Genomic DNA, 24,338 nt, shown 5'->3' on the forward strand with positions numbered 1-24,338 from the left:
CGGGACTGCGGAGGAGTGGCTTGCCGGTGCTTGAGCGGGTGCGTTGTGCTGCGGAGGCGGGAGTCAGGGCGGTCCGGGCGGTGCGGGACGCCGGGGTGGTGCGGCCGATCCGGCCCGATCGGGCGGCGCGGCTGCTGTTCCCGTACGTGCGGTTCGGACCCGTTCCCGCGACGCTCGGCGCCATGGCCGCGCTGCGGTTCCCCGACCGGACGGCCCTGATCGACGAGCGCGGGGCGCTGTCCTACGCGGAGCTCGAACGGCGGGCGGCGGCGCTGGCCACGGCGCTCGGCGGCCGTGTGGGCGACGGGAAGGTCGGGGTCCTGTGCCGCAATCACCGGGGGTTCGTCGAGACGGTCCTCGCGGCGTCGCGGCTGGGCAACGACGTCGTGCTGCTGAACACCGATTTCTCCGGCAGGCAACTGGGGCAGGTCGTCGAACGTGAGGAGATCGAGCTGCTCGTCCACGACGAGGAGTTCGGGCCGGCCGTCGAGGAGTCGGGCTACGCCGGGAAGCGGGTGGTCGCGTGGGCCGACGGCGGTGGGACGCTCGACGCGCTGATCGCGGAGACCGTCCCCGAACCCGTCAGGCCCGACCGGGTCAGCCGGGTGGTCCTGATGACGTCCGGGACGACCGGCACGCCGAAGGGAGCGCGGCACGACCTGTCCGCCTCGTCGCTGCTGCCCGCGGCCCTGAGCCACCTGATGCGCGTTCCCGTCCGGTCGGGTGCGCCGATGGTCATCGGACCCCCGCTCTTCCATCTGCTCGGCTTCGCCTACACGACGGTCGGGCTCGCCATGGGGATGCCGCTCGTGCTGTCCCGCCGCTTCGATCCCCGGCAGGTCCTGGAGGCGATCGCGGACTGCCGGGCGGAGGCGCTCGTGGCGGTGCCGGTCATGCTCCAGCGCGTCCTGGACGTGGCGGACCCGCCGCCGACGCCGGCGCTGCGGGCCGTCGTGTGCGGCGGGGCGGCCCTGCATCCGCACCTGTCCGAGGCGTTCATGGACGCCTTCGGCGATGTGCTCGTCAACGTGTACGGCGCGACCGAGACCGGGTGGGCCACGATCGCCACGCCCGAGGACCTCCGGGCCGCGCCCGGCACGGTCGGCAGGCCGTCCTTCCGGCTCACGATCAAGGTGCTCGGGCAGGACGGTCGGGAGCTGCCCGCGGGCGAGACCGGGGAGGTCCACACCGGCGGCGGCCTGCGGTTCGCCGGGTACACCGGGGGCGGCGGCAGGCGCGTGCGGGACGGACTGACCGGCACCGGCGACCTCGGGCACTTCGACCCGGCGGGGCGGCTGTTCATCGACGGCCGCGCCGACGACATGGTCGTCTCGGGTGGGGAGAACGTGTTCCCCGGCGAGGTGGAGAACCTGCTCGGCGGCCACCCGGACGTCGCGGAGGTGTCGGTGACCGGGGTGGACGACGAGAGGTTCGGGCAGCGGCTCGCCGCGCACGTCGTCAGGAGCGCGGGGGCGGCGGTCACCGAGGACGACCTCAAGGAGTACGTGCGCGCGCACCTGGCCCGGTACAAGGTCCCGCGGGACGTCCGGTTCGTGCGGGAACTGCCCCGCACCAGCACCGGCAAGGTCAAGCGGCCGGCCTCCGGCGGTCGATGAGGGAAACGCCCGGGCCCAGGGCCGCGAGGTCCCGGGCGTGCCCCAGTCCCGGGGGTCAGGCGGCGCCGGCGTGCCGCTTGGCGGCCATGCAGATGCGGGCCAGGTCGTTGAGGGCGTCGGCGCGGCGCTCGTCCAGCGTCCGGCGGTCGCCCGGCCCGGCCTCCGCGAGGGTGTCGATGACCAGGGAGAACACCGGCCACTCGGCGGGCCCGATCACGCCCTGGAAGTCGACGCCGTCCTCCAGGTCGTCCAGGTCGAGGTTGCGGGCGAAGGTGGCGAGGGCGGCCTCGGCCGCGACCACGCCGATGCGCATCGCCAGCGCGGCCGGCTCGCGATCGAGGGAGCGCACGGTGCTAGAACCCATGTTCGACAACATAGACCACACGCGTCACACGCGTCGAACGTCTGCTCGAGAACGTTATCCGACGATGGCCTGCTGGAAGAGGTAGGAGTGCGTGAAGTGCAGGACGCCGTCCACCATGCTCGGGCGCATGCCGGTGGCGGGCCCGCCCGCCAGCTCGTCCTCCAGCTCCCGCCTGATCTGCGCCGCGGTCTCCGCGGGGGTGTGCGAGAACTCCAGCCACGGGTCCAGCGGGCGGCTGCGGTCGAACCGGTCGGCGCGCTTCACCGTCGCGCCCGCCGCCGTGACGAGCCCGGCGATCCGCGCCTCGGTGAGGGCCTCCGCGTGCGAGGGGTCGCGGAGGCGCTCGACGCGGTCGGGGTCGCCGTCCAGGCCCTCGGGCCGGACCAGGTCGGCGATGATCAGCGCGGCGCCGGGGCGGCTGACCCGGGCCATCTCCCTCACGACGGCCTCGGGGTCGGCGACCTGGTGCAGCGAGAAGCGGGTGACGACGAGGGTGAACGACCGGTCGAGGTAGGGCAGGGCGGTGGCGTCGCCGTGCGCGAAGGTCACGTTGGTGAGGCCGGCGTGGTCGGCGTCGCGCTTGCCCTCGGCGAGCATCGCGGGCGTGAGGTCGAGCGCCGTCACGTGCCGGACGCGGCGGGCGATCGCGCGGGACACGATGCCGGTCCCGGCGGCGACCTCCAGAACGACGTCCTCCAGGTCGAGCTCGGGGTCCATGAACCGGACGAGCCGGTCCAGATGGCGGGTGAAGGCCGTGTTCAGCCTCGGGTCGGAGAACCCGGCCGCCTGCTTGGAGAACTCCCGTACCACCTTCTCGTCATGGGTCACCGACACGCCGCCTCCTCGGATGGTTGCCCGGATCATCCCCGAAACCACGCACGGTGAACAGGGGGCGGCGATGAAACCTCAGGCGGCGGGCACGCCGTCCAGCAGCGCGGCGAGCCCGGCGGCGTCGAGCAGGTCGGCGGGACGCACGGTGACCTCGGCCGAGACGTAGTGGAACGCGGCGCTGACCCGCGCGACGTCCACCCCGGCGAGTTCGGCCCACGCCAGCCGGTACGCGGCGAGCTGCACGGCGGCGAACCGGGCCTCGTCCCCGCGCGGCGGGGAGCCGGTCTTCCAGTCGACGACCTCGTACCCGCCGTCCCGGGACCGGAAGACCGCGTCCATCCGGCCCCGGACCAGCCGGTCGCCGATGATGGTCTCGAACGGCACCTCGATGTCGAGCGGCTCGCGCGCCGCCCACTCCGACCGCTCGAAGCGCTCGCGCAGGACCGCCAGGTGCGCGTCGTCGGCGGCGCCCTCGTCGGCGGCGCCGGGCAGCTCGTCCGGGTCCAGGAGGCGCTGCTGCCCCCAGCGGCCCTCCAGCCAGGTGTGGAACGCGGTGCCGCGCCGCGCGTAGGGGGCGGGCGGGCGCGGCATGGGACGGCGGATCTGCCGCGCGAGCGCCGCCGGATCGCGCGCCAGCGACACCAGCGACGACACCGACAGGTGCGCGGGCAGCTCGACGACCAGGCCGTCGCCCCCGCGTCCCCGGTCGCGCTCGGCGAGCAGCAGCTCGACGTCGCGCGCCCACGCCGTCATGCGTCCCCGGTCGGCGTCGGACAGGCCGGTGTCCCCGGCCCAGTGGCGGGTGCGCCCGGCCATCTCGTCCTCGACCATGCGGGCCCCCTCCACGACCGCCTCGTAGCGCGCCCGCGCCGACAGGTCGGACCGGCCGCGCTCGCCCGGCGCGATGGGCCAGTGCGCCTCCTCCGGGTCGGCGAGCAGCGGGTTGGCGGCGCCCTCCTCCGGCGGGTCGGCCCACACGGCGACGGACCCGGCCCCGGCGAGGCAGACGGCCCGCACCTCCTCCAGGAACGGCGACGGGCCGAGCGGGCGCCCCGAGGACCCCCACCAGTAGCCGGTGGTGATCAGCAGGCTGGACGCGCGGGTGACCGCGACGTAGGCGAGCCGCCGCTCCTCGCGCAGGTCGCGCTCGGAGCACGCCTGGTCGAAGACGGAGAGGTCGTCCTTGTCCAGCCCGGTCAGCGCGGGCAGGTCGGCGCGGTCGCCGCGCAGCATGAACGGCAGGACGCGCGGGTTCGCGGTCCAGCGCGTGGCGTTCTGCGGCGGCGAAGGGAAGATCGACCCCTTGGCGGGGGAGCCGTTCTTCTGCGGCGTGTACGCCAGGCCGGGGACGACGACGACCGGCCACTCCAGGCCCTTGGAGGCGTGCACGGTGAGGAGCTTGACGCTGTCGGTCTCCCCCACCCGACCGGCCTCCAGCCCGAACTCCTCGGTCTCGGCGGCCTTGAGGTAGGCGAGGAACGCGCCGAGCGTCGGGTCTTCGGCGTCGCCCGCGAACGTGGCGGCGGCGTCGATGAACGCGTCGAGGTCGGCGCGGGCGGTGACGGGGTCGAGCCCGGACCGCGCCGCGACCTCGATGTCGAGGCCGAGCGCGCGCTCGACCTCGTTGACCAGGTCGGGCAGCGGCAGCCCGACCTGGCCGCGCAGGACGCGCAGCTCGTCGCGGAGGCGGCGCAGGCGACCGTACCCCTCGGGCGAGAACGCGTCGGGCGGGCCGAGGTCGTCGAGCGCGTCGACGAGGCTGCCGGTCTCCTGGTTCAGTTCACTGACGAGCTGCCGCAGCGGATCGTCCCCGTCCTCCCCCTCACCAGCCCCTTCACCAGGCGCGATGCCGGAGGCGGGAACCGCGCCGGCCGCGGCGCCGGGCCCTTCGCGGGTCGCGACGCCGGACTCGGCGCCGGACGTGGCGCCCGACGCGGAAACGGGCCCGACGGCGGATGCCGGGCCGGGCGCGGTGGCCGACACGCTGCCGGAGGCGGCGCCCGACGCGGGGTCGGGCCCCCCGCCGGGCGGAGCGCCGAGCGCGGGGCCGGGCCCCTCCCCGGGTGCGGCGGAGGGGGCGGGGCCGGGGCGGGTGATGTCGCGGGCCGCCTCCTGGGCCAGGGCGCGGGCGCGGCGGCCGAGGGCGACGAGGTCGCGGGGGCCGAGGCGCCAGCGCGGTCCGGTGAGCAGCCGGGCGAGGGACGCGCCGGCGGTCGGGTCGTGCATGACGCGCAGCGTGGCGACGACGTCCTGTACCTCGGGGACGGTGAGGAGCCCGCCGAGGCCGACCACCTCGACCGGGATGCCGCGCGCCTCCAGCGCCCGCCTGATCAGCGGGAACTGCGACCGCTTCCGGGCGAGGACGGCGACGCCCGAGTAGCGGAGCGGTTCGGCCTGGGGGCCGCCGTCCGGGGCGGTCTCGGGGTCGGCGGCCATGAGCCCGGCGATGCGCGCGGCGATGCGGTCGGCCTCGTCCTCGACGGTGGGGAAGAGGGCGCATTCGACGCGTCCGCGCCCCTCGCGTCCGGCGCCCGGGATGAGGCGGGGCACGGCCTTCGTCTCGGCGCGCAGCTCCTCCTGCACCCTGGCCGCCGCCTCCAGGATCTGCTCGCCGTTGCGGAACGACCTGCTGAGCTGGACGACCGGCGCCGCCACGGGGCGCCCCCCGGGGGCCGCCGCGGGCTGCGAGGGGAAGTCGTAGGCGAACCGCAGCAGGTTCCCGGCGCTCGCGCCGCGCCACCCGTAGATGGACTGGCAGGGGTCGCCGACGGCCGTCACGGGATGCCCGCCCGCGAACAGCGACCTGAGCAGGACGAGCTGCGCCTGGCTGGTGTCCTGGTACTCGTCCAGCAGGACGACCGAGAACCGCGACCGCTCGATCATCCCGACCTCGGGGTGCTTGTGGGCGATGCGGGCGGCGAGGGCCATCTGGTCGCCGTGGTCGATGACCTCGCGGTCGGCCTTGGCGCGCCCGTACGCCCCGATGAGCGGCATGAGCTGCTCGCGGACGGCGTGCTTGGCGAGGATGTCGCGCTGCGCCTTCAGCGGCTTCTTCACCGCGGCGAGCCGCTCGTCGAGCCAGGCGCCCACCTTGCGGACGTCCTCGGCCGTGCGCAGATGCTCCGACAGGTCGCCGGACAGCTCCATGACGGCCTTGGTGACGGTGTCGGGCTGCCAGTCGATGCGGTCCATGGGGCCGTGGTAGGCGTCGACCACCCGCGAGCAGATCTGCCAGGCGACGGCCGGCGAGATCAGCCGCATCGTGGGTTCGAGCGCCTCGCGCAAGGCGTGGTCGCCGAAGAGCCGCGCCGCGTACGAGTGGTACGTGGACACCATCGGCTCGCCGTCGAACAGGGCCTCCCCGCCCAGCCGATCGAGCTCGTCGCCCGGCAGGACCTCGCGGAGCCTGTCGAGCCGCTTGCGCACGCGCACGCCGAGCTCGGCGGCGGCCTTGCGGGTGAAGGTGAGCCCGAGGACGCGCTCCGGCCGGACGAAGCCGTTCGCGACCAGCCACACCACCCGCGCGGCCATCGTCTCGCTCTTGCCCGACCCGGCGCCGGCGATCACCGCCATCGGCGCCATCGGCGCCTCGACCACCCGGGCCTGCTCCTCCGTCGGCGCCGGGATCTCCAGCAGCCGGGCCAGCTCTCCCGGCGTGATCACCTCGCTCCCCCCGAGCCAGTCAGTCGCTCACCTGCCCGCCCTCGTCATGGACGGGGCAGCAGGAGCGTACGGGACAGGTGCGACACTTGTCGTTCGCCCTGGCCTGGAAGACGTCGCCGGCCATCCCCGTAGCGACGATCTCGACGAGCCGCTTCGGCCACTCGGGGTCGGCGTCCTCGGCGGGCGGGGGCTGCTCCTGCTCGCGCGCCTTCGCCGTGAACGCGGCCTTGCCGACCTGGATCAGCTTCGCGCCGCCCGGCTCGATCAGCCCGTGCCGCTCGAACGCGCCGAGCATCACCGCGTACTGGTACACGCCGAGCTGCGGGTGCCGGGCCAGGTCGTCCTTCGGGACGGCGGTCGAGGAGGTCTTGATGTCGATGATGACGGCCCGGCCCTGCTCGTCGCGCTCGGCGCGGTCGATGCGGCCCTTGATGACGACGCGGCCGAGGTCGACCTTGAACGACTCCTCCAGCGCGACGACCTCGTTGGGGTTGTCGCGGTGCCAGGCGAGGAACCTGTCGACCATCTTCGCGGCCTGCTCGCGCTGCTTCTCCGAATACCACGAGCTGCGGAACTCCAGGTCCTTCCAGATCTCGTCGAGCCGCTGCGCCACGTGCACCTCGTCGACGCCGTCGTCCGCGCCCGCCATCTCGGCGACGGCGTGGACGACCTTGCCCATCGTGCTGTACTCGTTGGGCCCGCCCTCCTGGGCGCCGACCGCCGAGGCGAGCAGCCAGCGCAGCCCGCACGTGGTGAACGCCTCGACCTGGGACGGCGAGATCGTGATGGGCTCGTCCTCGGCGAACGCGGGGCCGCCGTCGGACAGGGCGGTGATCGCGTACCAGTTCCCCGGCCTCGCGCCGCGCACGCCCGCCCGCGCCAGCCGGGCCAGGTGCCCGGCCGCCGCGCGCCGCAGCGGTTCCGGGCGGGACGGGTCGCCGACGACGGAGCGCAGGTCGGCCACCAGCGCCGACAGCGACAGCCAGCGGGTCTTCTCGTCCAGCTGGGACTGCTCGATCGCGCCGGGGAGCAGCTCGTTCAGGAAGCGGGACGGCCTCTCCTCGGTGTCGTCGCCGCCGACGGCCGTCACCACGAGCCGCCTGCGGGCGCGCGTGACCGCCACGTAGAACAGGCGCCGTTCCTCGTCGAGCATCTTGGCGGCCATCGAGGCGCCGGCGGCGGCCTCCCCGTCGGGCTCGGCCCCGGCCGCGTGCTCGATCAGCTCCTCGACGCCGAGCAGCGACCCGCGCAGCCGGACGTCGGGCCAGACGCCCTCCTGGACGCCGGCGACGACGACCACGTCCCACTCCAGGCCCTTGGCGCGGTGCGCGGTGAGGATCCGGACCGCCTCGCCCTCGGGCGCCTGCTCGGCCAGCGTGTCACCGGCGATCTCCTGGGACGCGATGTTGTCGACGAACAGCTCGGGCCCCGCCTGGGGAAGCCGGTCCACGAACCGCGCGGCATGGTCGAACAGCGCCACCACGGCGTCGAGGTCGCGGTCGGCCGCCGCGCCGCGCGTCCCGCCCTTGACGCTCTGCTCCAGCAGCGCGTCGGCCTGGCCGCTCTCCTGCCACACGGCCCACAGCACGTCCTCGGCGGTGCCGCCGTCGTGCACGCTGCGCCGCGCCACCTCGATCAGGTTCGCGATCCGCTCCGCCGGCGCGCGGACCCTCTCGTGGACGAGCACCAGCTCGCGGGGATCGTTCACCGCCGCGACCAGGAGCTCGCCCAGCGGGCGCTGCCCGCCCGACAGCTCCTCCAGGTCGCGCAGAGCACGCTTCAGGCGGCGCATCGCGAGCGCGTCGGCGCCGCCGAGCGGCCCGGTCAGGAGGTCTTCGGCCACGACCTCGTCCAGGAAGCCCTTCTTCAACGCCGCCCGCAGCAGGACCAGGAACGGGCGGACGGCGGGCTCCCCCACCAGCGGCACCTCGTCACCGGCGACGACCACCGGCACGCCGGCCTGGGCCAGCGCCCGCCGCAGCACCGGGACCTGGCGGACCGCGCTGCGCACCAGGACCGCCATGCGCGACCACGGCACGCCGTCGAGCAGGTGGGCGCGGCGCAGCTCGTCGGCCACCAGCGCGGACTCCTGGCTCTCGGAGTCGGCGATGACCGCGCGCACCTCACCCTCGTCCAGCTCCTCCACCGGCCGCAGCGCGCGGTGCTCGGCCGCGGCGGCCGACCCGGCGGGCAGCCGCCGCGCGATGCGGCGCGAGGCGGTGAGGATCTCGGGTCCCATCCGGCGGCACGTCCGCAGCGCCACCACGGGCGCCGGGTCGCCGTCCAGGGTGGGGAAGCGGTCGGGGAACTCCTGGATGCCGCGCACGTCGGCGCCCCGGAACCCGTAGATCGACTGGTCCGGGTCGCCGACCACGACCAGGTCGCGCCCCTCGCCGGCGAGGTGGTGCAGGAGGGCCTCCTGCGCGGGGTCGGTGTCCTGGTACTCGTCCACGAACACGGCGTCGTAGGCGTCGCGCTCCCGGATCCGCACCTCCTCGTCCGCGAGCATGCCCGCGGCCAGGTGGATCAGCTCGCCGTAGTCGTAGGTGGGGACGGGATCGAGCAGGAAACGGTCCACGTACCGCTCCATGAACCCGCCGATGGCGGCCCAGTCGTCGCGGCCCCTCACGCGTCCGAGAGCGGCGAGGTCCTCCGCGGCGTACTGCCGCTCGACGGCGCGCAGGGCGAAGTCGCGCAGCTCCTCGGCGAACCCCCGTGTCGCCAGGGCGGCCCTCAGCCGCTCCGGCCAGTCGCGGGCGCCGTCCGCGAGCTCTCCCTCCAGCAGCCGCCGCACCTCCAGCAGCTGCTCCGGCCCGGACAGCAGCCGGGGGGCCGGTTCCTCGTTCAGCACGGCGTCCCGCCGGATCAGCGCGTACGCGTAGCTGTGGAAGGTGAGCGCGAGGGGCGTGCGCGTGGTCCGCTGAAGGCGGCCGGTGATGCGCTCCCGCAGCTCCCCCGCCGCCTTGCGGCTGAACGTCAGGACGAGCACCCGCTCGGGGTCGGCGCCGCGGTTCTCGATACGGTCGACGACCGCCTCCACGATCGTCGTCGTCTTCCCGGTGCCCGGCCCCGCCAGCACCAGCATCGGCCCGCCGGCGTGCTCGACCACCCGCCGCTGCTGCTCGTCGAGCACAGGCGGGACGCTCCGCGCGGGACCCGCGCGGCGCACGAGACGGTAGGAAGCTGACGGCACAACAGTTCATTGGAACAGATCAAGAGGCCGGATCTGACCACAACGCACTCATGGTGCACGAGAGAAAACCCACGAACGCGACGACCTCGGCCCCACCCCGACCCCCGCGACAACCTCCATGCCCGCGATCGCGTCCGAAGGCAGGCAATCAACACAGCCATCTGGCGCGGGCCATGTCGACGCGGCGCCCGTCCGGGCGCAGGGGCGTCCCCTCGGCCCGGTAGTTCTCGTGGGCCTGGATCTCGTGGCCGCTCGGCGGGTTCCCGTCCGCGCGGATCACCCGCCACCAGGGGACGGCGCCCCCGTACAGCGACATCACGCGCCCGACCTGCCGCGGCCCGCCCCGCCCGACCAGCTCGGCGACGTCGCCGTAGGACAGGACGCGGCCCGGCGGGATGCGCTCCACCGCGTCCAGCACCGCCTCGGCGTACTCGTCAGGTTCGGACCACATCCGCTCATTCTCCCGGATCGCGCTCGCCGCGCACCAGGACGGCGGCGCCCGCCAGGCCGAGCAGGGACAGCGCGCAGATCAGCAGGTAGGTGAGGACGAGCCCGCCCGAGCGGTGCACGACCTGGACGGGGCGGACCGGACCGGTCGCGAACCGCTTCCCGGCCGGCAGGCCCGCGCCGCCCGTCCGCGCCCCCGCCAGGGTGTCGGACGCGGCGAGCGCGGCGGCGGCGTCGACCCGCCCGAACCCGACGCCCCGGTCGTAGCCGCGCGCCGGACGGTTCCCGGTGCTCGCCACGATCGCCTGCGTGACCAGCGCGGGGGCGAGGCCGCGGTGGCGTGAGCGGATGAGCGCGGCGACGCCGGAGACGAACGCGGTCGCCGGGCTCGTGCCGTCCCCGATCCAGTACCGACCGTCCGGGCCCGCGCCGATGATCTGCACGCCGGGCGCGGACACGACGACGCCGGAGTTGCGGTTGGAGAACCCGGCGTGCCGGCCCCGCGCGTCCACGGCGGCCACGGAGACGACGCCGGGGAACGACGCGGGGTAGAAGTACCTGGCGGACCCGCCGCTGCCGGGCCGGCGGGCGCCGCGCGCCGGGGCGGACCGGCCTCCCACTCCGCGCGGATCGTCCTCGGCTCCGCTGTTGCCCGCGGCCGCGACCACCACGACGTTCCTGCTGATCGCGTAGGCGACGGCGTCGCGCTCGCGCGGCGTGGGGTAGGAGCGGCCGAGCGACAGGTTGACCACGTCGGCGCCGTGGTCGACGGCGTACCGGATGCCCTGGGCGATCGTCCCGGTGTAGCGCCCGCCGCCGGTGAACTCCGCGAAACCCGGCTCGTCGCGTTCCAGGATCACCCGCAGGGACAGCAGCCGCGCCCCGGGCGCGACGCCGACGACCCCCTCGGCGCCGCCGGGGCCGTGCCCGTGCCCGGCGATGATCGACGCCATGTTGGTGCCGTGCAGCCGCTTCGGCGCGACGCCGGGCGGGTTCGCGCCGCGCGTGTAGTCGGGCCCGGCGGTGACCGAGCCGGCGAGGTCGGCCTGGCCGGCGTCCACGCCCGAGTCGAGGACGGCGACGGTCGTGCCGCCGCCCTTGGACGTCTCCCAGGCGCGCGGCACGTTCAGCGTCTCCAGGACGGGCGTGACCGCGTCCCGCACCGGGTCGGAGGCGAGGGCGGCGCCGCGGGGTCCGGCGGCGCGGGCCGCCGGCGCGGCGGGGGCCAGGGCCAGCGCCAGCGCGGCGGCCCCGGCGGCGGCGCGCCTCAGCACCGCCACTCCCGGGTGCCGCAGCGGACCGCCGCCGGGGCGGCCAGCGGCCGCAGGACGCCCTGGACGAGCTGCGGGGCCAGCTCGGCCGCGTCGGCCAGGGAGCCGCGCATCGCGGGACGCCCGTCGGCGTAACCGGCCGTCGCCGCGACCACGTACGGGCCGCGCTGCGCGGCGGTGGACGCCTGCCGGGCCGCGTCCCCGAACCGGGCGGCCACCGATCCCGCGAGGGGCAGCGCGCGCAGTCCCGGACCCGGCCTGCGGGACGGGAACCAGGCGACGGCCTCCCGCGCGGCCCGCTCGTCCGGGAAGACGACCACGCCGACCGTGACCGCGAGGCCCTGCGCCTGGTCCAGGTAGGTGGCGCGCAGCGCGGCGCGGCAGCGGCGGGCCGTCAGGGTCCGGGCGAACGCGTCGTCCACGGCCGTCTCGCAGCGGGTGTCGGGGCCGATCCCCACCCGGCGGGCCGTCTCGGCGGACGCCTGGCCGAGCCGGTAGGAGAGGCCCGCGGGGAAGATCCGCCCGGCGGTCCACGTCCGGTAGCGGCCGGACAGCTCCGCCGTCGCGGCCCCCGCGCGCTCGGCCGGGGTGGGGGGGCGGGTCAGCTCGGCGGTCAGCCGCACCCCTGCGACGACGAGGACGGTCGCGCACACCGGCGCGGCCACCAGCGCGACCGTCCTGCGGGAGACCCGCCGCCCGGCGCCCGGTCCCGGGTCGCCGTCCGGGGCGGAGATCTCGGCGCGCGACACCAGCGGAGCGTAGCCCAAGGCGGCTCAGGACGGGGCGACGGGAGGCCGCCCGGGGTGGCGGCGCCGGAACGCGACCGCGAGCGCGAGCCCCCCGGCCGTCCCGCCGAGCCCGAGGAGCACGATCGCGATGATCAGCGGGCGGACCCAGAAGGGCCGGGCGATGACCTCCACCGGGCCGGGGTCCTGCTTCCCGAACCGCTGCCCGGCGGGCTTGGCCTGCGCCGGGCCGGGCGACGTCGAGGCCAGCGAGTCCGCGGCCGACAGGGCGCGGGCCGCGTGCACCTCCCCGAACCCGACCTCGGGGTCGTAGCCGCCGGACGGGCCGTGCCGGGTGCTCTGGATCAGCGCCTGCGCGACCAGCCCGGGCGCCATCCGGGGATGCTTCGCGCGGACCAGCGCCGCGATCCCGGCGACGATGGCGCTGGCGTCGCTGGTGCCGTCGCTCGTGAAGTACCGTCCGCCCGGCGCCCCCACGGGCAGGCCCGCGCCCGGCGCCGACAGCAGCACCGAGTAGTTGCGGTTGGAGAACGGCGCGCGGGCGTGGCCGGGCTCGGTCGCCGCGACCGCGATCACGCCGGGGTAGGACGCCGGGTAGGAGTAGGGGGCGAAGCCGTCGCCGTCCAGCAGCCGGTCCTCGTCGCCGTCGTTGCCGACGGCGGAGACCACCACGATGCCCTTGCCGATGGCGTAGCCGACGGCCGCGCGCTCGGCGGGGTTGTCGTCCCGGCTGCCGAGCGACAGGTTGATGACCTCGGCGCCGTGGTCGGCGGCGTAGCGGATGCCGCGCGCGACCGCGTTCTTCGCGCTGCCCGCCGCCCGGAAGCGGCGGTAGCTGGCGTCCTCCGGCTCGCCGATCGTCCGGACGGCGAGGATGCGCGCCTGCGGGGCCATGCCGATGACCCCCGAGCCGCCGCCCGGCCCGTGGCCCTGCCCGGCGATCAGCGTCGACATCCCGGTGCCGTGCAGCCGCGCGGGCGTCGTCCCGGCGTCGATCTCGGCGAGCATGTTGGGGCCGACGGTGACCTTGCCGCGCAAGTCCGGCTGGGTGGGGTCGACGCCCGAGTCGACGACCCCGACCGTCACGCCGGCGCCCTTGGTCACCTTCCAGGCGGTCTCCATGCCGAGCAGGGAGAGGATGGGACGCTGCCCGTCCCGGACCACGTCCGCGTGCGCGTGCACGGGCATCAGCCAGCTCCCGGCCAGCACCGCCGCTCCCACCGCCGCCGGCGCGCCGCGACGCCTCACCCGCGCCCCCCTCAGCATCGCCACTCGGGCAGGTCGCAGTCGGGCAGCGGCTTGGCCGACAGCGTCCGCGCGATCGTGCGGGCGATCTGCGGGGACACTGCGAACGGCTCGCCGGGGCGCTCCTTCTTGATCGCGGTGGCGGGGCGGCCGTCGGCCTGGCCGGAGGTCGTCAGCACGACGTACGGGCCGCCGCGGTCGACCGTCCGGTCCTGCCTGGCCTCGTCGGTGAAGCGGGCGGACGCCGTGCCCGGGAACGCGGCGGCGTGCAGCGCGGGGCGGACGGAGCCCGTCCCGTCCGGGCCGTGCGAGCCGGGCAACTCCTTGTAGGCCCGGTCGGCCTTCCACGGGTCGGGGAACGCCACCACGCCGACGGTGACGACGACGCCCTGCAACTGGTCGACGTAGGTCGCGCGCAGGACGGCCAGGCAGCCGTGCCGGGCGATCGTCGTCGCGATCTCCTCGTCCACGCCCTGGACGCAGCCGGCGTCCGGGACGATCCCCGTCCGGGACGCGTACTCGGTGCGGTTGCCCGGCGGCCGGTAGCCGAGCCGATCGGGGAAGACCCGCCGCGCGGGCCATGCCTCCCAGCGGCGCGCGACCTCCCTGTTCGCTGCGATCTGGAGTTCGGCGTTGGTGGGCTCGCGCTTGAGGGTCGTCCACGCGCCGAAGAACGAGATGCCCGTGGTGACGAGGTAGCAGCAGCCGACGACCAGCGCCGTGATCGTCCACTGGCGGCCGGTCAGCCCCAGCACCGTCGGCGGGCCGCCGGCGCCCAGCGGTCGCGGCGGCACCCCGGGCGGGCGCGCCGGCCCGGCGTAGGGGTTCGCGGGTCCTGGCGGAGCCGGCGGGCCGGGCGGGCGGAAGCCGCCGGGCATGCCGTGCCGGCGCGGGGACCGCGGCGGGGGCGGCTGCTGGGAGGGGGGCAGGAATGCCACAACAGTCAAGATTAACGGCGCTTCATGACATTCCGCCTGTCATCCCGCGAAGGCCGCCCTCATTCCCCGGCGGAGAGACGGATGAGGCCCCTCCTCAGAGGGGCCCCGGTCCACGCGGCGCCGCGGCCAGAGGTCCGCGGATCACTCCACGGTCCGCTTCGCCTCCCTGGCGGCGTCCTTGGCCTTCTCGCCGACCTGCTTGACGCCGCCGGACGCGCGGTCGCTCTTGCCCTCGGCCTCCAGGTTCGGGTCGCCGGACTGCCGTCCGGCCTCCTCCTTGCCCCGGCCCTTGGCCTGCTGCGCCTTGTTCTTCAGCTTGTCGAGGAAACCCATGGCTCCTCCTCCTGTACGGAGCGTTGTACAACCGGCTATGCCCCCGATGGCCCGGATTATGCGGACGTCCGGGTGCCGCGGCGCAGCCGCTCCGCCTCCTCGTGGATGAGGGCTTCGGTCTCCAGGAGCTTCGCCTCGGCCTGCTCCGTGCGCATCGCCGCCCGCCGCTCGCGTGCGCTCGGCTTGCGCCGCCTCCCCGCCGTCCGGCGGCCGGCCCGTTCACCCTTGAGCTTCTTCATGAACCCCACGCCCGTCACCTCTCCTCACCCGCGGCCGGCCCGTTCGCCGGCTCCGCGCCCGTACGGTGCCCCTTTTAAGGCGATCCATTCCGGTACCGGGGGAGACACAGGCAACCGTCCGGCAGGCGGCTGCGGGGAATGCCGCAGCACATGGCAAGGTTGTGCCGTGGGAGGACGAAGACGTCCCGCCGTCCCCGAACGCCGAGCGCCAGCACAGGAGCATTCACCGTGTCGTTGCCACCTCTGGTCGAGCCCGCCCCGGAGCTCACCCGCGACGAGGTCAACCGCTACTCGCGGCACCTGATCATTCCCGATGTGGGCATGGCCGGGCAGAAGCGCCTCAAGAACGCCAAGGTCCTGGTCGTCGGCGCGGGCGGCCTCGGCTCCCCCGCCCTGCTCTACCTGGCCGCCGCCGGGGTGGGCACCCTCGGCGTGATCGACTTCGACGTCGTGGACGAGTCCAACCTGCAGCGGCAGATCATCCACCGGCAGTCCTCGCTCGGCAGGCCGAAGGTCGAGTCGGCCGCCGAGACCGTCCGTGAGATCAACCCGCTGATCGACGTGCTGGTGCACGACACCGCGCTCGACCGCGACAACATCATGGACATCTTCTCCGGCTACGACCTGATCGTGGACGGCACCGACAACTTCGCCACCCGCTACATGGTGAACGACGCCGCCGTCCTGCTCGGCAAGCCGTACGTGTGGGGCTCGATCTACCGGTTCGACGGCCAGGCGTCGGTGTTCTGGGCCGAGCACGGCCCCTGCTACCGCTGCCTCTACCCCGAGCCGCCGCCGCCCGGCATGGTGCCGTCCTGCGCCGAGGGCGGGGTGCTCGGCGTGCTGTGCGCGTCCATCGGCTCCATCCAGGTGAACGAGGCCATCAAGCTGCTGACCGGCATCGGCGAGCCGCTCGTCGGCCGGCTGATGGTCTACGACGCCCTGGAGATGACCTACCGCTCGGTCAAGGTCCGCAAGGACCCCGAGTGCCCGCTGTGCGGCAAGAACCCGACGCAGACCGAGCTGCTGGAGGACTACGAGGCGTTCTGCGGGGCGGTGTCCGACGAGGCCGCCGAGGCCGTCAGGGACTCCACGATCTCCGTGCAGGACCTGAAGGCCATGCAGGACCGGGACGACGACATCTTCCTCGTCGACGTCCGCGAGCCCAACGAGTACGAGATCGTCGCGATCCCGGGCGCCACGCTCATCCCCAAGGGCGAGTTCCTGAACGGCTCCGCCCTGGAGCGCCTGCCGCAGGACAAGAAGATCGTCCTGCACTGCAAGTCGGGCGTCCGCTCCGCCGAGGCCCTCGCCGTCGTGAAGAACGCCGGCTTCGGCGACGCCGTCCACGTCGGCGGCGGCGTCCTGGCCTGGGTCAACCAGATCGACCCCAGCCTCCCGTCCTACTGACCGCCCGCAGGAAGGCCCCCGGACCCGCCAAGGGCCCGGGGGCCTTTCGCCGTCCGCGACCGCCGCGCGGCACCGCCGGCAGGACTCCGGCTCAGCCCTTCGGGGGCGCGTAGGTCAGGCCGAGCTCGACGGTCACCTCGCGGAGCATCAGCTCGAACATGGGCGCCGCGTCGCTCAGGGCGAACTCCAGGTGGCCGAAGACCTCCAGGCTGACGCCGCCCTGGAGCCTGATCCAGCACTTGAGGAACTGCTGGACCACCCCGAGCGGGAGGCCGACGCCGAGCACGTCGTCGCGGTAGCGGCGCAGCTCCTCGCGCATGCCGGGGTGGATCTCCTCCTCGGCCATCACCGGGAACGGCTTCTTCCTCCACAGCTCCAGGAACAGGGACATGAACGTCCAGCCGAGCCGGCGGGCGCACTCCTCGGCGAAGTCGACCTCCTCCCGGTGCGCGGCGCCGCGCACCGGCGCGCCGAAGAGCAGCGAGTACTCGCGGGGATGCGCCAGCGCCCAGAGGCGGAACTGGCGGGCCACCGTCATGAACTTGCCGCTCATGTCGCCGCTCGGCACCTGGTCCATGGCGGCGTGCAGGTCGCGGGTCAGCTCGGTGAACAGGTCGCCGACCAGGTGCCGCAGCAGTTCGCCGTGGCTGCCGAAGTAGCGGTAGAGCGCGGGGGCGGTCATGCCCATCTCGCGGGCGATGGCGCGCAGCGTCACCGCGTCGGGGCCCTGCTCCACGAGGATCCGCCGGGCGGTGTCGGTGATCTCCCTGACCGTCGCCGCCCGCACACGATCACGACGCGTTGCCACCTCGCCCCCCTCTCCGCCGGGTGCCCGGCCGCCTCTCCGGCCGCCCCCGCATGATTCCTCAAAAACACCCTTGACGACAGCTAACACCGTATGCGAAGTTAACGCTGTTCTCAGTTTACGCCGTTCACTGAAATTACTCAAGGTAACGAAGTTGGGGAGAAGCGTCATGTTCGATCGATGGGGCAGGTGGGTCCACCGGCGCAGGCGGTGGGTCCTCGCCGCCGCCGGGGCGGCGCTGGTGTTCGCCGCGGTGTGGGGCACAGGCGTCTTCGGCGCGCTGACCTCCTCCGGCGGCTTCGACACGCCGGGCAGCCCGAGCGCGACGGCGGAGCGGATCGCCGAGCGCGACCTCGGCAGGGGCGGTGCCGACGTCGTGGTCCTCTACCAGGGCGGGACGACGGTCGACGACCCGTCCTACCGGGCGTCGGTGGAACGCGCGCTGGCCGCGCTGCCACCGGACAAGGTCGCCAAGGCCAGCACCTACTGGACGACCCGCGCGCCGCAGTTCGTCAGCGACGACCGCAAGGCGACCTACGCCGTCCTCCAGCTCGCCGGCTCCGACGGGGCCGCCAGGGAGGACGCCTACAAGGCGGTCCAGGACGACCTCACCGAGGTCGGCGGCGGTCTCACCGCGAAGGTCGGCGGGGCGGTCGGCACCGAGGTCGCGATCAACGAGCGCGTCTCGTCCGACATCGGCCGCGCCGAGGGCATGGCCATGCCGGTGCTCCTGGTGCTGCTGGTGCTGATCTTCGGCGGGCTGGTGTCGGCGAGCCTGCCGCTGCTGGTCGGCGGCGTGGCCATCCTCGGCTCGTTCACCGCGCTGCACGCGCTGACCTACGTCACCGACGTGTCGATCTTCGCGGTCAACATCACCACGTTCCTCGGGCTCGGCCTCGCGATCGACTACGGGCTGTTCATGGTCAGCCGGTTCCGCGAGGAGATCGGCCGGGACGGCGCCTCCACCGAGGACGCGCTGGCCGCCACGATGGCCACGGCCGGGCGCACCGTCGCGGTCTCCGGCGTCACGGTCGCCGTGTCGCTGTCCGGGCTGCTGCTGTTCGACCAGAACTTCCTGGTCTCCATGGGGTACGGCGGCATCGCCACCGTGCTGGTGTGCATGGCCGGGGCGCTGACCGTCCTGCCCGCGCTGATGGCCGTCCTCGGCCCGAAGGTGAACGCGCTGCCGGTCCGGCGGCGCAGGGCGGCGTCCGGCGGCCGGTTCGACGGCTGGTGGGGACGGGTCGCGCGCAGCGTGATGCGCCGCCCGGTCGTCTACATGGTCGCGACCGTGGCGCTGCTCCTCGCGCTCGGCGCGCCGCTCCTGCGCATCAACTGGGGCGGCGTGGACGCGAAGGCGCTGCCGGCCGGCGCCGAAGCGCGGGTCGTCTCCGAGACCCTGGAGACCCGCTTCCCCCGCAACGCCACCAGCCCGATCGAGGCCGTCGTGACCGGGACGTCCGACCGGGCCGCCGTCCAGGCGTACGGGGCCCGCCTGGACGCGCTGCCCGGCGTCACGGACGCGACGGTGACCGGCGCCGGCGGGACGACGACCCGGCTCGCGCTGCGCTACGAGGCCGACCCGAACTCCGGCGCCGCACGCGACCTCGTCCAGCGGGTCCGGGACGTCCCGCCGCCGCCCGGCGCGCGCGCCTACGTCGGCGGCGAGACGGCCGACGTGGTCGACCAGCTCGCCAGCATCGGCGCGACCCTGCCCTGGCTGGGCGTGCTCGTCGGCGGCGCAACGTTCCTCCTGCTGTTCCTGGCGTTCGGGTCGGTGCTGCTGCCGCTGAAGGCGATCGTCATGAACATGCTGTCGCTGTCGGCCACCTTCGGCGCGGTCGTGCTGGTGTTCCAGGACGGCCACCTGTCCGGCCCGCTCGGCTTCACCGCGACCGGCGCGATCTCCCCCGCGATGCCGATCCTCATGCTGGCGATGCTGTTCGGGATCTCGATGGACTACGAGGTGTTCCTGCTGTCGCGGGTCCGCGAGCAGTACGACCTGACCGGCTCCAACACCGCGGCCGTCGCCTCCGGCGTGCAGCGCACCGGCGGCATCATCACCAGCGCGGCGCTGCTGTTCATCGTCGTGATCGGCGCGTTCGCGACGTCCGGCATCACGTTCATCAAGATGACCGGCGTCGGGATGGCCGTGGCGATCCTGCTGGACGCGACGGTCGTCCGGGCGCTGCTCGTGCCCGCCACGATGCGGCTGCTCGGCCGCGCGAACTGGTGGGCGCCCGGCCCGCTGGCCCGGTTCTACGGCCGGTACGGGATCCGGGAGAGCGACGCCCCGGCCGCTCCCCCGTCGCGGCTGGAGCCCGTGGGCTGAGCCCGCCCCGGTGGCCGGCACGCCGAAGTGCCGGCCACCAATCCCCCCGAACCGCTTGTGGTCTCCTCCACCCGGCGCAAGACTGAACGCCATTCCACCGGCTGCACCCTCGCGTGAGGCGTTCCGTGACGGCCTGCCCGGCGGATCCCCGAACCCTTCCCGTGCCGGGATGTTCCCTTGGAGGCACCATGTCCGTGCTGATGATCACCGAGGCCGAGACGGCGCTCGCGCACCTGGAGCGGCTCACCGAGGTCCTGCGCGCCGCCGGCTGGGCGGTCGAGGTCGCCGCGCCCGCCGACCGCCGCCCGACCGCGCACATCGCCGACCCGCGCCTGCCGCGGGTCAACGAGAGCGTCATCGCGGTGCGGGATCGTTCCGGCGACGGCTGGTCCTACTGCCACGGCTGGGGCGAGCGGATCGCGCCGTGCGCCGACCCGTCCGCCGCTGCCGCCGCCGTCGGACGGGTGCTCGCCGCCCGCCGCGACAACTGAACCGCCCGGCGCACGCGGCCGTCCTCCCACCGATCCGGGGGGACGCCGCCCTCCGTCCCTGCGGGCATGCTCGCGGCGGGGTCAGGCCGACTTGCGGCTGCGGCTCTTGGCCGGCTCCTTCTTCGCGCCGGACTTGGACGACGCCGCCTTGCCCGCGGCGGGCTTCTTCGCCGGCGTCCCCTTGCCGGACGCCGCCTTCCCCGCCTTCTCGCCGCGGCTCTTCTTCGCCGCCTCGACGCTGGCGCGCAGCGCGCTGAGCAGGTCCGCGGCGGGCTCCTGCTCGCCCTCCTCGGCGGGCCGCGCCACCTCCCGCCCCTCGACCTTGGCGTCGATCACCGCCTGGAGGGCCTCCCGGTAGGCGTCCTTGTACTCGCCCGGGTCGAAGTCGCCCTCCATCGACTCGATCAGCGACGTCGCCATCGTCAGCTCCTGCTTGCGGACCTCGATGTCCTCTTCCAGGAAGGGGAAGTCGGGCGCGCGGACCTCGTCCGGCCACAGCATGGTCTCCAGGACGAACACGCCCTCGCTGACCCGCAGCGTCGCGAGCGACTCGCGCTGGCGCAGCGCCACCTTGACGATCGCGACCTGGCCGGAGCTCTCCAGCGCGTCCCGCAGCAGCACGTACGGCTTGGCGCCCTGCGCGTCGGGCTCCAGGTAGTAGGACTTCGCGAAGTAGATCGGGTCGACCTCCTCGCGCTCCACGAACTGCAGGACGTCGATCCGGCGGCTGGACGACAGCGGCAGGTCGGCGAAGTCCTCGTCGGTGAGGATGACCATCTCGCCGCTCGGCAGCTCGTAGCCCTTGGCGATGTCGGAGTAGGCCACCTCCTCGCCGTCGACCGTGCACACCCGCTTGTACTTGATGCGCCCGCCGTCCTCCCGGTGCACCTGGTGGAAGGCGACGTCCCGCTGCTCCGTCGCCGAGTAGAGCTTCACCGGTATGGTCACCAGACCGAAGGAGATAGCGCCCTTCCAGATACTGCGCATGATCCGTCCTTACCCAGCGCGTTCCTGCCCCTAGCGTCGCAACGTCGTTCGATTTGCGCCAGAACGGCGTCGTGATCCTTTCCCCGTGCGGCGGGACGGGGTAAGACGGCGGTATGACCATGCCGTGGCCCGTCGAGCCGATGATGGCCTCCACCGGGGACCTCCCCTCCGACGGCGGGAAGTGGGGCCTGGAGCTGAAATGGGACGGCGTGCGCGTCCTGTCGCACGTCTCCGCCGACGGCGTCCGCGCCGTCGGCCGGCGCGGCGGCGAGGTGACGAGCCGCTACCCCGAGCTGTCCGCCCTCGCCGACCTGCTGCCCGACCACGACGTCGTGCTGGACGGCGAGGTCGTCGCCTTCCAGGAGGGACGCCCCAGCTTCGAACGCCTCCAGCGCCGGATGCACGTCCAGCGCCCCGACCCCCGACTGATCCGCGAGGTGCCCGTCCGCTACGTGGTCTTCGACGTCCTCTTCCTGGACGGGCACGCGCTGTACGACGTCCCCTACGCCGACCGCCGCTCGGTGCTGGCGGAGCTGGACCTCGCCGGCACCGGCCCCGTGGAGGTGCCCCCGTACCTGCACGGCGGCGACCGGCTCCAGGTGCAGGAGCTGCTCGCCTTCACCCGCGAGCAGCAGTTGGAGGGCCTGCTCGCCAAGCGCCTCGACTCTCCGTACCGCCCGGGGCGCCGCGTCGACTTCTGGCGCAAGGTGAAGAACTTCATGACGCGCGAGGTCGTCGTCTGCGGCTGGAAGCCCGGAAAGGGCCGGCGCGAAGGCGGCGTGGGCTCGCTGCTGCTCGGCGAGTACGACGGGAAGGGCCTGCTCGGTTTCGTGGGGCACGTCGGCACGGGCTTCAGCGACCGCGTACTGGACGAGCTGTACGAGACGCTGTGGCCGCTGCGCCGTCCGACGAGCCCCTACGACGAGCCCGTCCCGCGCGAGTTCGCCCGCGACGCCCAGTGGGTTGAGCCCCGGCTCGTCGGGGAGGTCGCCTACAGCGCCCGGACCAGGGACGGCCGCCTCCGCTTCCCGTCCTGGCGGGGCCTGCGTGACGACAAGGACCCCCTGGAGGTCACGAGTGAGCAGTAAGAGGACCACCGTCGACGTGGACGGCCGTCAGCTCTCCCTCTCCAACCTCGACAAGAGCATGTACCCGGAGTTCACCAAGGGCGAGGTCATCGACTACTACGCCCGCATCGCCCCGGTCATGCTCCCCCACCTGCAGGACCGCGCCGCGACCCGCATCCGCTGGCCGGACGGCGTCGACGGCGGCAAGTTCTTCGAGAAGAACGCCCCCTCCCACACCCCGGACTGGATCCGCACGGCGACGATCCCCACCCCCGGCAGCTCCAAGGGCCGCGACACCCTCGACTTCGTCGTCGTCGACGACCTGCCCACGCTCGTGTGGTGCGCGAACCTCGCCGCGCTGGAACTGCACGTCCCGCAGTGGAAGGTCGGACCGCGCGGCAAGGTGCACGCTCCCGACCTGGTCGTCTTCGACCTGGACCCGGGCCCGCCGGCCACGATCGTGGAGGCGTGCGAGGTCGCCGTCCTGCTGCGCGACGTGCTCGCCGAGGACGGCCTGGAGTCCTGCCCGAAGACGAGCGGCAAGAAGGGCCTGCACCTCTACGTCCCGATCGAGGAGCCGAAGGACGCCGAGCGGACGTCCGAATACGCCAAGGCGGCCGCGCAGCGCCTGGCCGACGAGAATTCCAAGCTGGTCGTCGCGAAGATGGAGCGGCGGCTGCGCGGGGGCAAGGTCTTCGTCGACTGGAGCCAGAACAACCCGGCCAAGACGACCGTCGCGCCCTACTCGCTGCGCGCCGCGAGCCGGCCGTCGGTGTCGACGCCGATCACCTGGGACGAGCTGGAGTCGTGCGGGGACGCCGCCGATCTCGTCTTCGGGCCCGAGGACGTCCTCGCCCGGGTTGACGAGCACGGCGACCTCCTGGAACCGCTTCTGAAGGACCACCGGCCGCTGCCCTGAGCGACCTCGGCGATCCCGGGTGCCCTATGTGTTCGAATAGGCACTCTCCGGGACCGCGTTCCGCCACCATGGTGCGTGGGGACACCACGGGTGGAAGGAAGAAACCGTTGCCGCACAACCATCACTACGACGCCGTGGTGCTGGGCGGGGGGACCGCGGGGGAGCTGGTCGCGACCGGCCTCGCCCGCGCGGGAAGGGACGTCGCGCTCGTCGAGAACCGCCTCGTCGGCGGTGAGTCGCCGTACTTCGCGTGCGTCCCGTCCAAGTCGCTGCTGCTGTCGGCGCGCCGCGGCGAGACCTGGGAGATGGCCCTCGCCCGCCGCGACCGGCTGGCCCGTCACCGGGGCGACGACCCCGCGGTCGCGCGGATGGCCGAGGACGGCGTGACCGTCCTACGCGGCCGGGGGCGCGTGCTCGACCACGGCCGGATCGAGGTGGACGGCGCCGTGCACGGCTTCGGCGACCTCGTCGTCTGCACCGGCAGCGAGCCGGTCATGCCGCCCGCCGAAGGGCTGGCCGACGTGCCGCTGTGGACGAGCGCCGAGGCCCTGTCGGTCCCCGACCTGCCGCGCCGGCTGGTGATCCTCGGCGGCGGCCCGGTGGGCTGCGAGCTGGCGCAGGTGTACGCGGCGTTCGGCTCGCAGGTCGCGGTCGTCGAGGCGTCCGGGGGGCTGCTGACCGCGGAGGCCCCGTTCGCCGGGGAGGTGCTCGCGGACGCCCTGCGCCGGATGGGCGTCGACCTGCGGCTCGGCGCCGCCGTCGCCGACGCCGAGCGCAAGGACGTCGGGCTGCGGCTGTGGCTGACCGACGGCGGGACCCTCGACGCCGACCGCGTCCTCGTCGCCGCCGGGCGCCGCCCCCGCGTGGAGGGTCTCGGGCTGGAGAACCTCGGCATCGACGTCGCCCCCGGCCAGGGGATCCCCGTGGACGAGACGTGCCGGGTGCCGTGCGGCGCGGGCGGCGTGTGGGCGGCCGGCGACGTCACCGGCGTCGCCCGCACCACGCACGCCGCCCGCTACCAGGCGCAGGTCGCGCTGTCGAACCTGCTCGGGCACCGGCGCGTGGCCGACTACCGCGCCATCCCCCGCGTCGTCTACACGACGCCCACCGTCTACTCGGTGGGGATCTCGCCCAGGCAGGCGGAGGAACTCGGCATAGACCTGCTCACCGCCGGGTACGACCTCGCCGCGACGGCCCGGGCGGCGGTCGAGGCCGACGAGCGCGGCCGGGTGGAGCTGTACGCCGACCCCACCCGCGGAGTGCTGGTCGGCGCCGCCGCCGCCGGACTCCACGCCGAGGAGTGGATGAGCGAGATCGCGCTGGCCATCCGCGCGGAGACGCCGCTGAGCCTGCTCGCCGACGTCGTCCACGCGTTCCCGACCCACGGCGAGTCCGTCGAGGCGCCGCTGCGGGAGCTGGCCGGACGGCTGTGACCCTGGAG

General features: G+C 74.3%; 20 protein-coding genes. 7 read left to right on the forward strand and 13 right to left on the reverse strand.

Annotation, left to right across the window (positions count from 1 at the left end; all coding sequences use genetic code 11):
- Positions 1-26 precede the first annotated feature (26 nt).
- Positions 27-1,616 (forward strand): AMP-binding protein, encoded by a 1,590-nt coding sequence (locus tag CHC11_RS26100; protein ID WP_245919775.1) that lies wholly within the window; start codon positions 27-29, stop codon positions 1,614-1,616.
- Positions 1,617-1,671: 55 nt separating this feature from the next.
- On the opposite strand, the gene CHC11_RS26105 is transcribed toward CHC11_RS26100, so the two are convergent.
- The 11 genes from CHC11_RS26105 to CHC11_RS26160 form a co-directional block, all read right to left on the reverse strand.
- The gene (locus CHC11_RS26105; protein ID WP_089314443.1) at positions 1,672-1,980 is read right to left on the reverse strand and encodes a hypothetical protein; all 309 of its coding nucleotides are present in this window, start codon (positions 1,978-1,980) and stop codon (positions 1,672-1,674) included.
- Positions 1,981-2,034: 54 nt separating this feature from the next.
- The gene (locus CHC11_RS26110; RefSeq protein ID WP_089314444.1) at positions 2,035-2,814 is read right to left on the reverse strand and encodes a class I SAM-dependent methyltransferase; all 780 of its coding nucleotides are present in this window, start codon (positions 2,812-2,814) and stop codon (positions 2,035-2,037) included.
- 72 nt (positions 2,815-2,886) lie between these two features.
- A complete protein-coding gene (locus CHC11_RS42895) occupies positions 2,887-6,474 on the reverse strand; it encodes an ATP-dependent helicase (RefSeq protein ID WP_245919777.1) in 3,588 nt (1,195 codons plus the stop codon).
- A 19-nt stretch (positions 6,475-6,493) separates the two neighbouring features.
- Positions 6,494-9,607: an ATP-dependent helicase gene (locus tag CHC11_RS26125; RefSeq protein ID WP_179278999.1), complete on the reverse strand. Its 3,114-nt coding sequence runs from the start codon at positions 9,605-9,607 to the stop codon at positions 6,494-6,496.
- A gap of 208 nt (positions 9,608-9,815) precedes the next feature.
- On the reverse strand, positions 9,816-10,118 hold the full coding sequence (locus tag CHC11_RS26130) for an MGMT family protein (RefSeq protein WP_089314446.1): 303 nt from the start codon (positions 10,116-10,118) through the stop codon (positions 9,816-9,818).
- Positions 10,119-10,122: 4 nt separating this feature from the next.
- Positions 10,123-11,388: a S8 family serine peptidase gene (locus CHC11_RS26135; RefSeq protein ID WP_089314447.1), complete on the reverse strand. Its 1,266-nt coding sequence runs from the start codon at positions 11,386-11,388 to the stop codon at positions 10,123-10,125.
- Entirely contained in the window at positions 11,382-12,134 is a 753-nt protein-coding gene (locus CHC11_RS26140; RefSeq protein ID WP_143227324.1) for a hypothetical protein, read from the reverse strand. Before CHC11_RS26140 ends, CHC11_RS26135 begins: the two co-directional genes overlap by 7 nt.
- 24 nt (positions 12,135-12,158) lie before the next feature.
- A complete protein-coding gene (locus tag CHC11_RS26145) occupies positions 12,159-13,379 on the reverse strand; it encodes a S8 family serine peptidase (RefSeq protein WP_245919792.1) in 1,221 nt (406 codons plus the stop codon).
- Positions 13,380-13,390: 11 nt separating this feature from the next.
- A complete protein-coding gene (locus CHC11_RS26150; RefSeq protein WP_143227325.1) occupies positions 13,391-14,314 on the reverse strand; it encodes a hypothetical protein in 924 nt (307 codons plus the stop codon).
- Positions 14,315-14,455: 141 nt separating this feature from the next.
- A complete protein-coding gene (locus tag CHC11_RS26155) occupies positions 14,456-14,647 on the reverse strand; it encodes a CsbD family protein (protein ID WP_089314450.1) in 192 nt (63 codons plus the stop codon).
- Positions 14,648-14,703: 56 nt separating this feature from the next.
- The gene (locus CHC11_RS26160; RefSeq protein ID WP_089314538.1) at positions 14,704-14,886 is read right to left on the reverse strand and encodes a hypothetical protein; all 183 of its coding nucleotides are present in this window, start codon (positions 14,884-14,886) and stop codon (positions 14,704-14,706) included.
- A 228-nt stretch (positions 14,887-15,114) separates the two neighbouring features.
- On the opposite strand from CHC11_RS26160, the gene moeZ reads away from it, so the two are divergent.
- Positions 15,115-16,296, forward strand: coding sequence for an adenylyltransferase/sulfurtransferase MoeZ (moeZ, locus tag CHC11_RS26165; RefSeq protein ID WP_089314451.1), 1,182 nt, complete (start codon positions 15,115-15,117; stop codon positions 16,294-16,296).
- A gap of 91 nt (positions 16,297-16,387) precedes the next feature.
- Here the strand turns inward: moeZ and CHC11_RS26170 are convergent, their stop codons facing one another.
- Positions 16,388-17,104 (reverse strand): TetR/AcrR family transcriptional regulator, encoded by a 717-nt coding sequence (locus tag CHC11_RS26170; protein WP_089314452.1) that lies wholly within the window; start codon positions 17,102-17,104, stop codon positions 16,388-16,390.
- A 166-nt stretch (positions 17,105-17,270) separates the two neighbouring features.
- On the opposite strand from CHC11_RS26170, the gene CHC11_RS26175 reads away from it, so the two are divergent.
- Together CHC11_RS26175 and CHC11_RS26180 are read left to right on the forward strand one after the other, a co-directional pair.
- Positions 17,271-19,433 (forward strand): MMPL family transporter, encoded by a 2,163-nt coding sequence (locus CHC11_RS26175; protein WP_089314453.1) that lies wholly within the window; start codon positions 17,271-17,273, stop codon positions 19,431-19,433.
- A gap of 188 nt (positions 19,434-19,621) precedes the next feature.
- Positions 19,622-19,924, forward strand: coding sequence for a hypothetical protein (locus CHC11_RS26180; protein ID WP_089314454.1), 303 nt, complete (start codon positions 19,622-19,624; stop codon positions 19,922-19,924).
- Between the two features lie 81 nt (positions 19,925-20,005).
- Here the strand turns inward: CHC11_RS26180 and ku are convergent, their stop codons facing one another.
- A complete protein-coding gene (ku, locus tag CHC11_RS26185; protein ID WP_089314455.1) occupies positions 20,006-20,911 on the reverse strand; it encodes a non-homologous end joining protein Ku in 906 nt (301 codons plus the stop codon).
- A gap of 113 nt (positions 20,912-21,024) precedes the next feature.
- On the opposite strand from ku, the gene ligD (CHC11_RS26190) reads away from it, so the two are divergent.
- The 3 genes from ligD (CHC11_RS26190) to CHC11_RS26200 all read left to right on the forward strand — a co-directional run bounded on the left by ligD (CHC11_RS26190) (position 21,025) and on the right by CHC11_RS26200 (position 24,330).
- Entirely contained in the window at positions 21,025-21,999 is a 975-nt protein-coding gene (ligD, locus tag CHC11_RS26190) for a non-homologous end-joining DNA ligase (protein ID WP_089314456.1), read from the forward strand.
- Complete coding sequence (gene ligD, locus CHC11_RS26195) at positions 21,989-22,897, forward strand: non-homologous end-joining DNA ligase (RefSeq protein ID WP_089314457.1); 909 nt, start codon at positions 21,989-21,991, stop codon at positions 22,895-22,897. The genes ligD (CHC11_RS26190) and ligD (CHC11_RS26195) overlap by 11 nt, the downstream gene beginning before the upstream one ends.
- Positions 22,898-23,004: 107 nt before the next feature.
- A complete protein-coding gene (locus tag CHC11_RS26200) occupies positions 23,005-24,330 on the forward strand; it encodes a dihydrolipoyl dehydrogenase family protein (RefSeq protein ID WP_245919779.1) in 1,326 nt (441 codons plus the stop codon).
- Positions 24,331-24,338: the final 8 nt, after the last annotated feature.

This window comes from Actinomadura mexicana (assembly GCF_900188105.1).
In the GTDB taxonomy this organism is placed as follows: domain Bacteria; phylum Actinomycetota; class Actinomycetes; order Streptosporangiales; family Streptosporangiaceae; genus Spirillospora; species Spirillospora mexicana.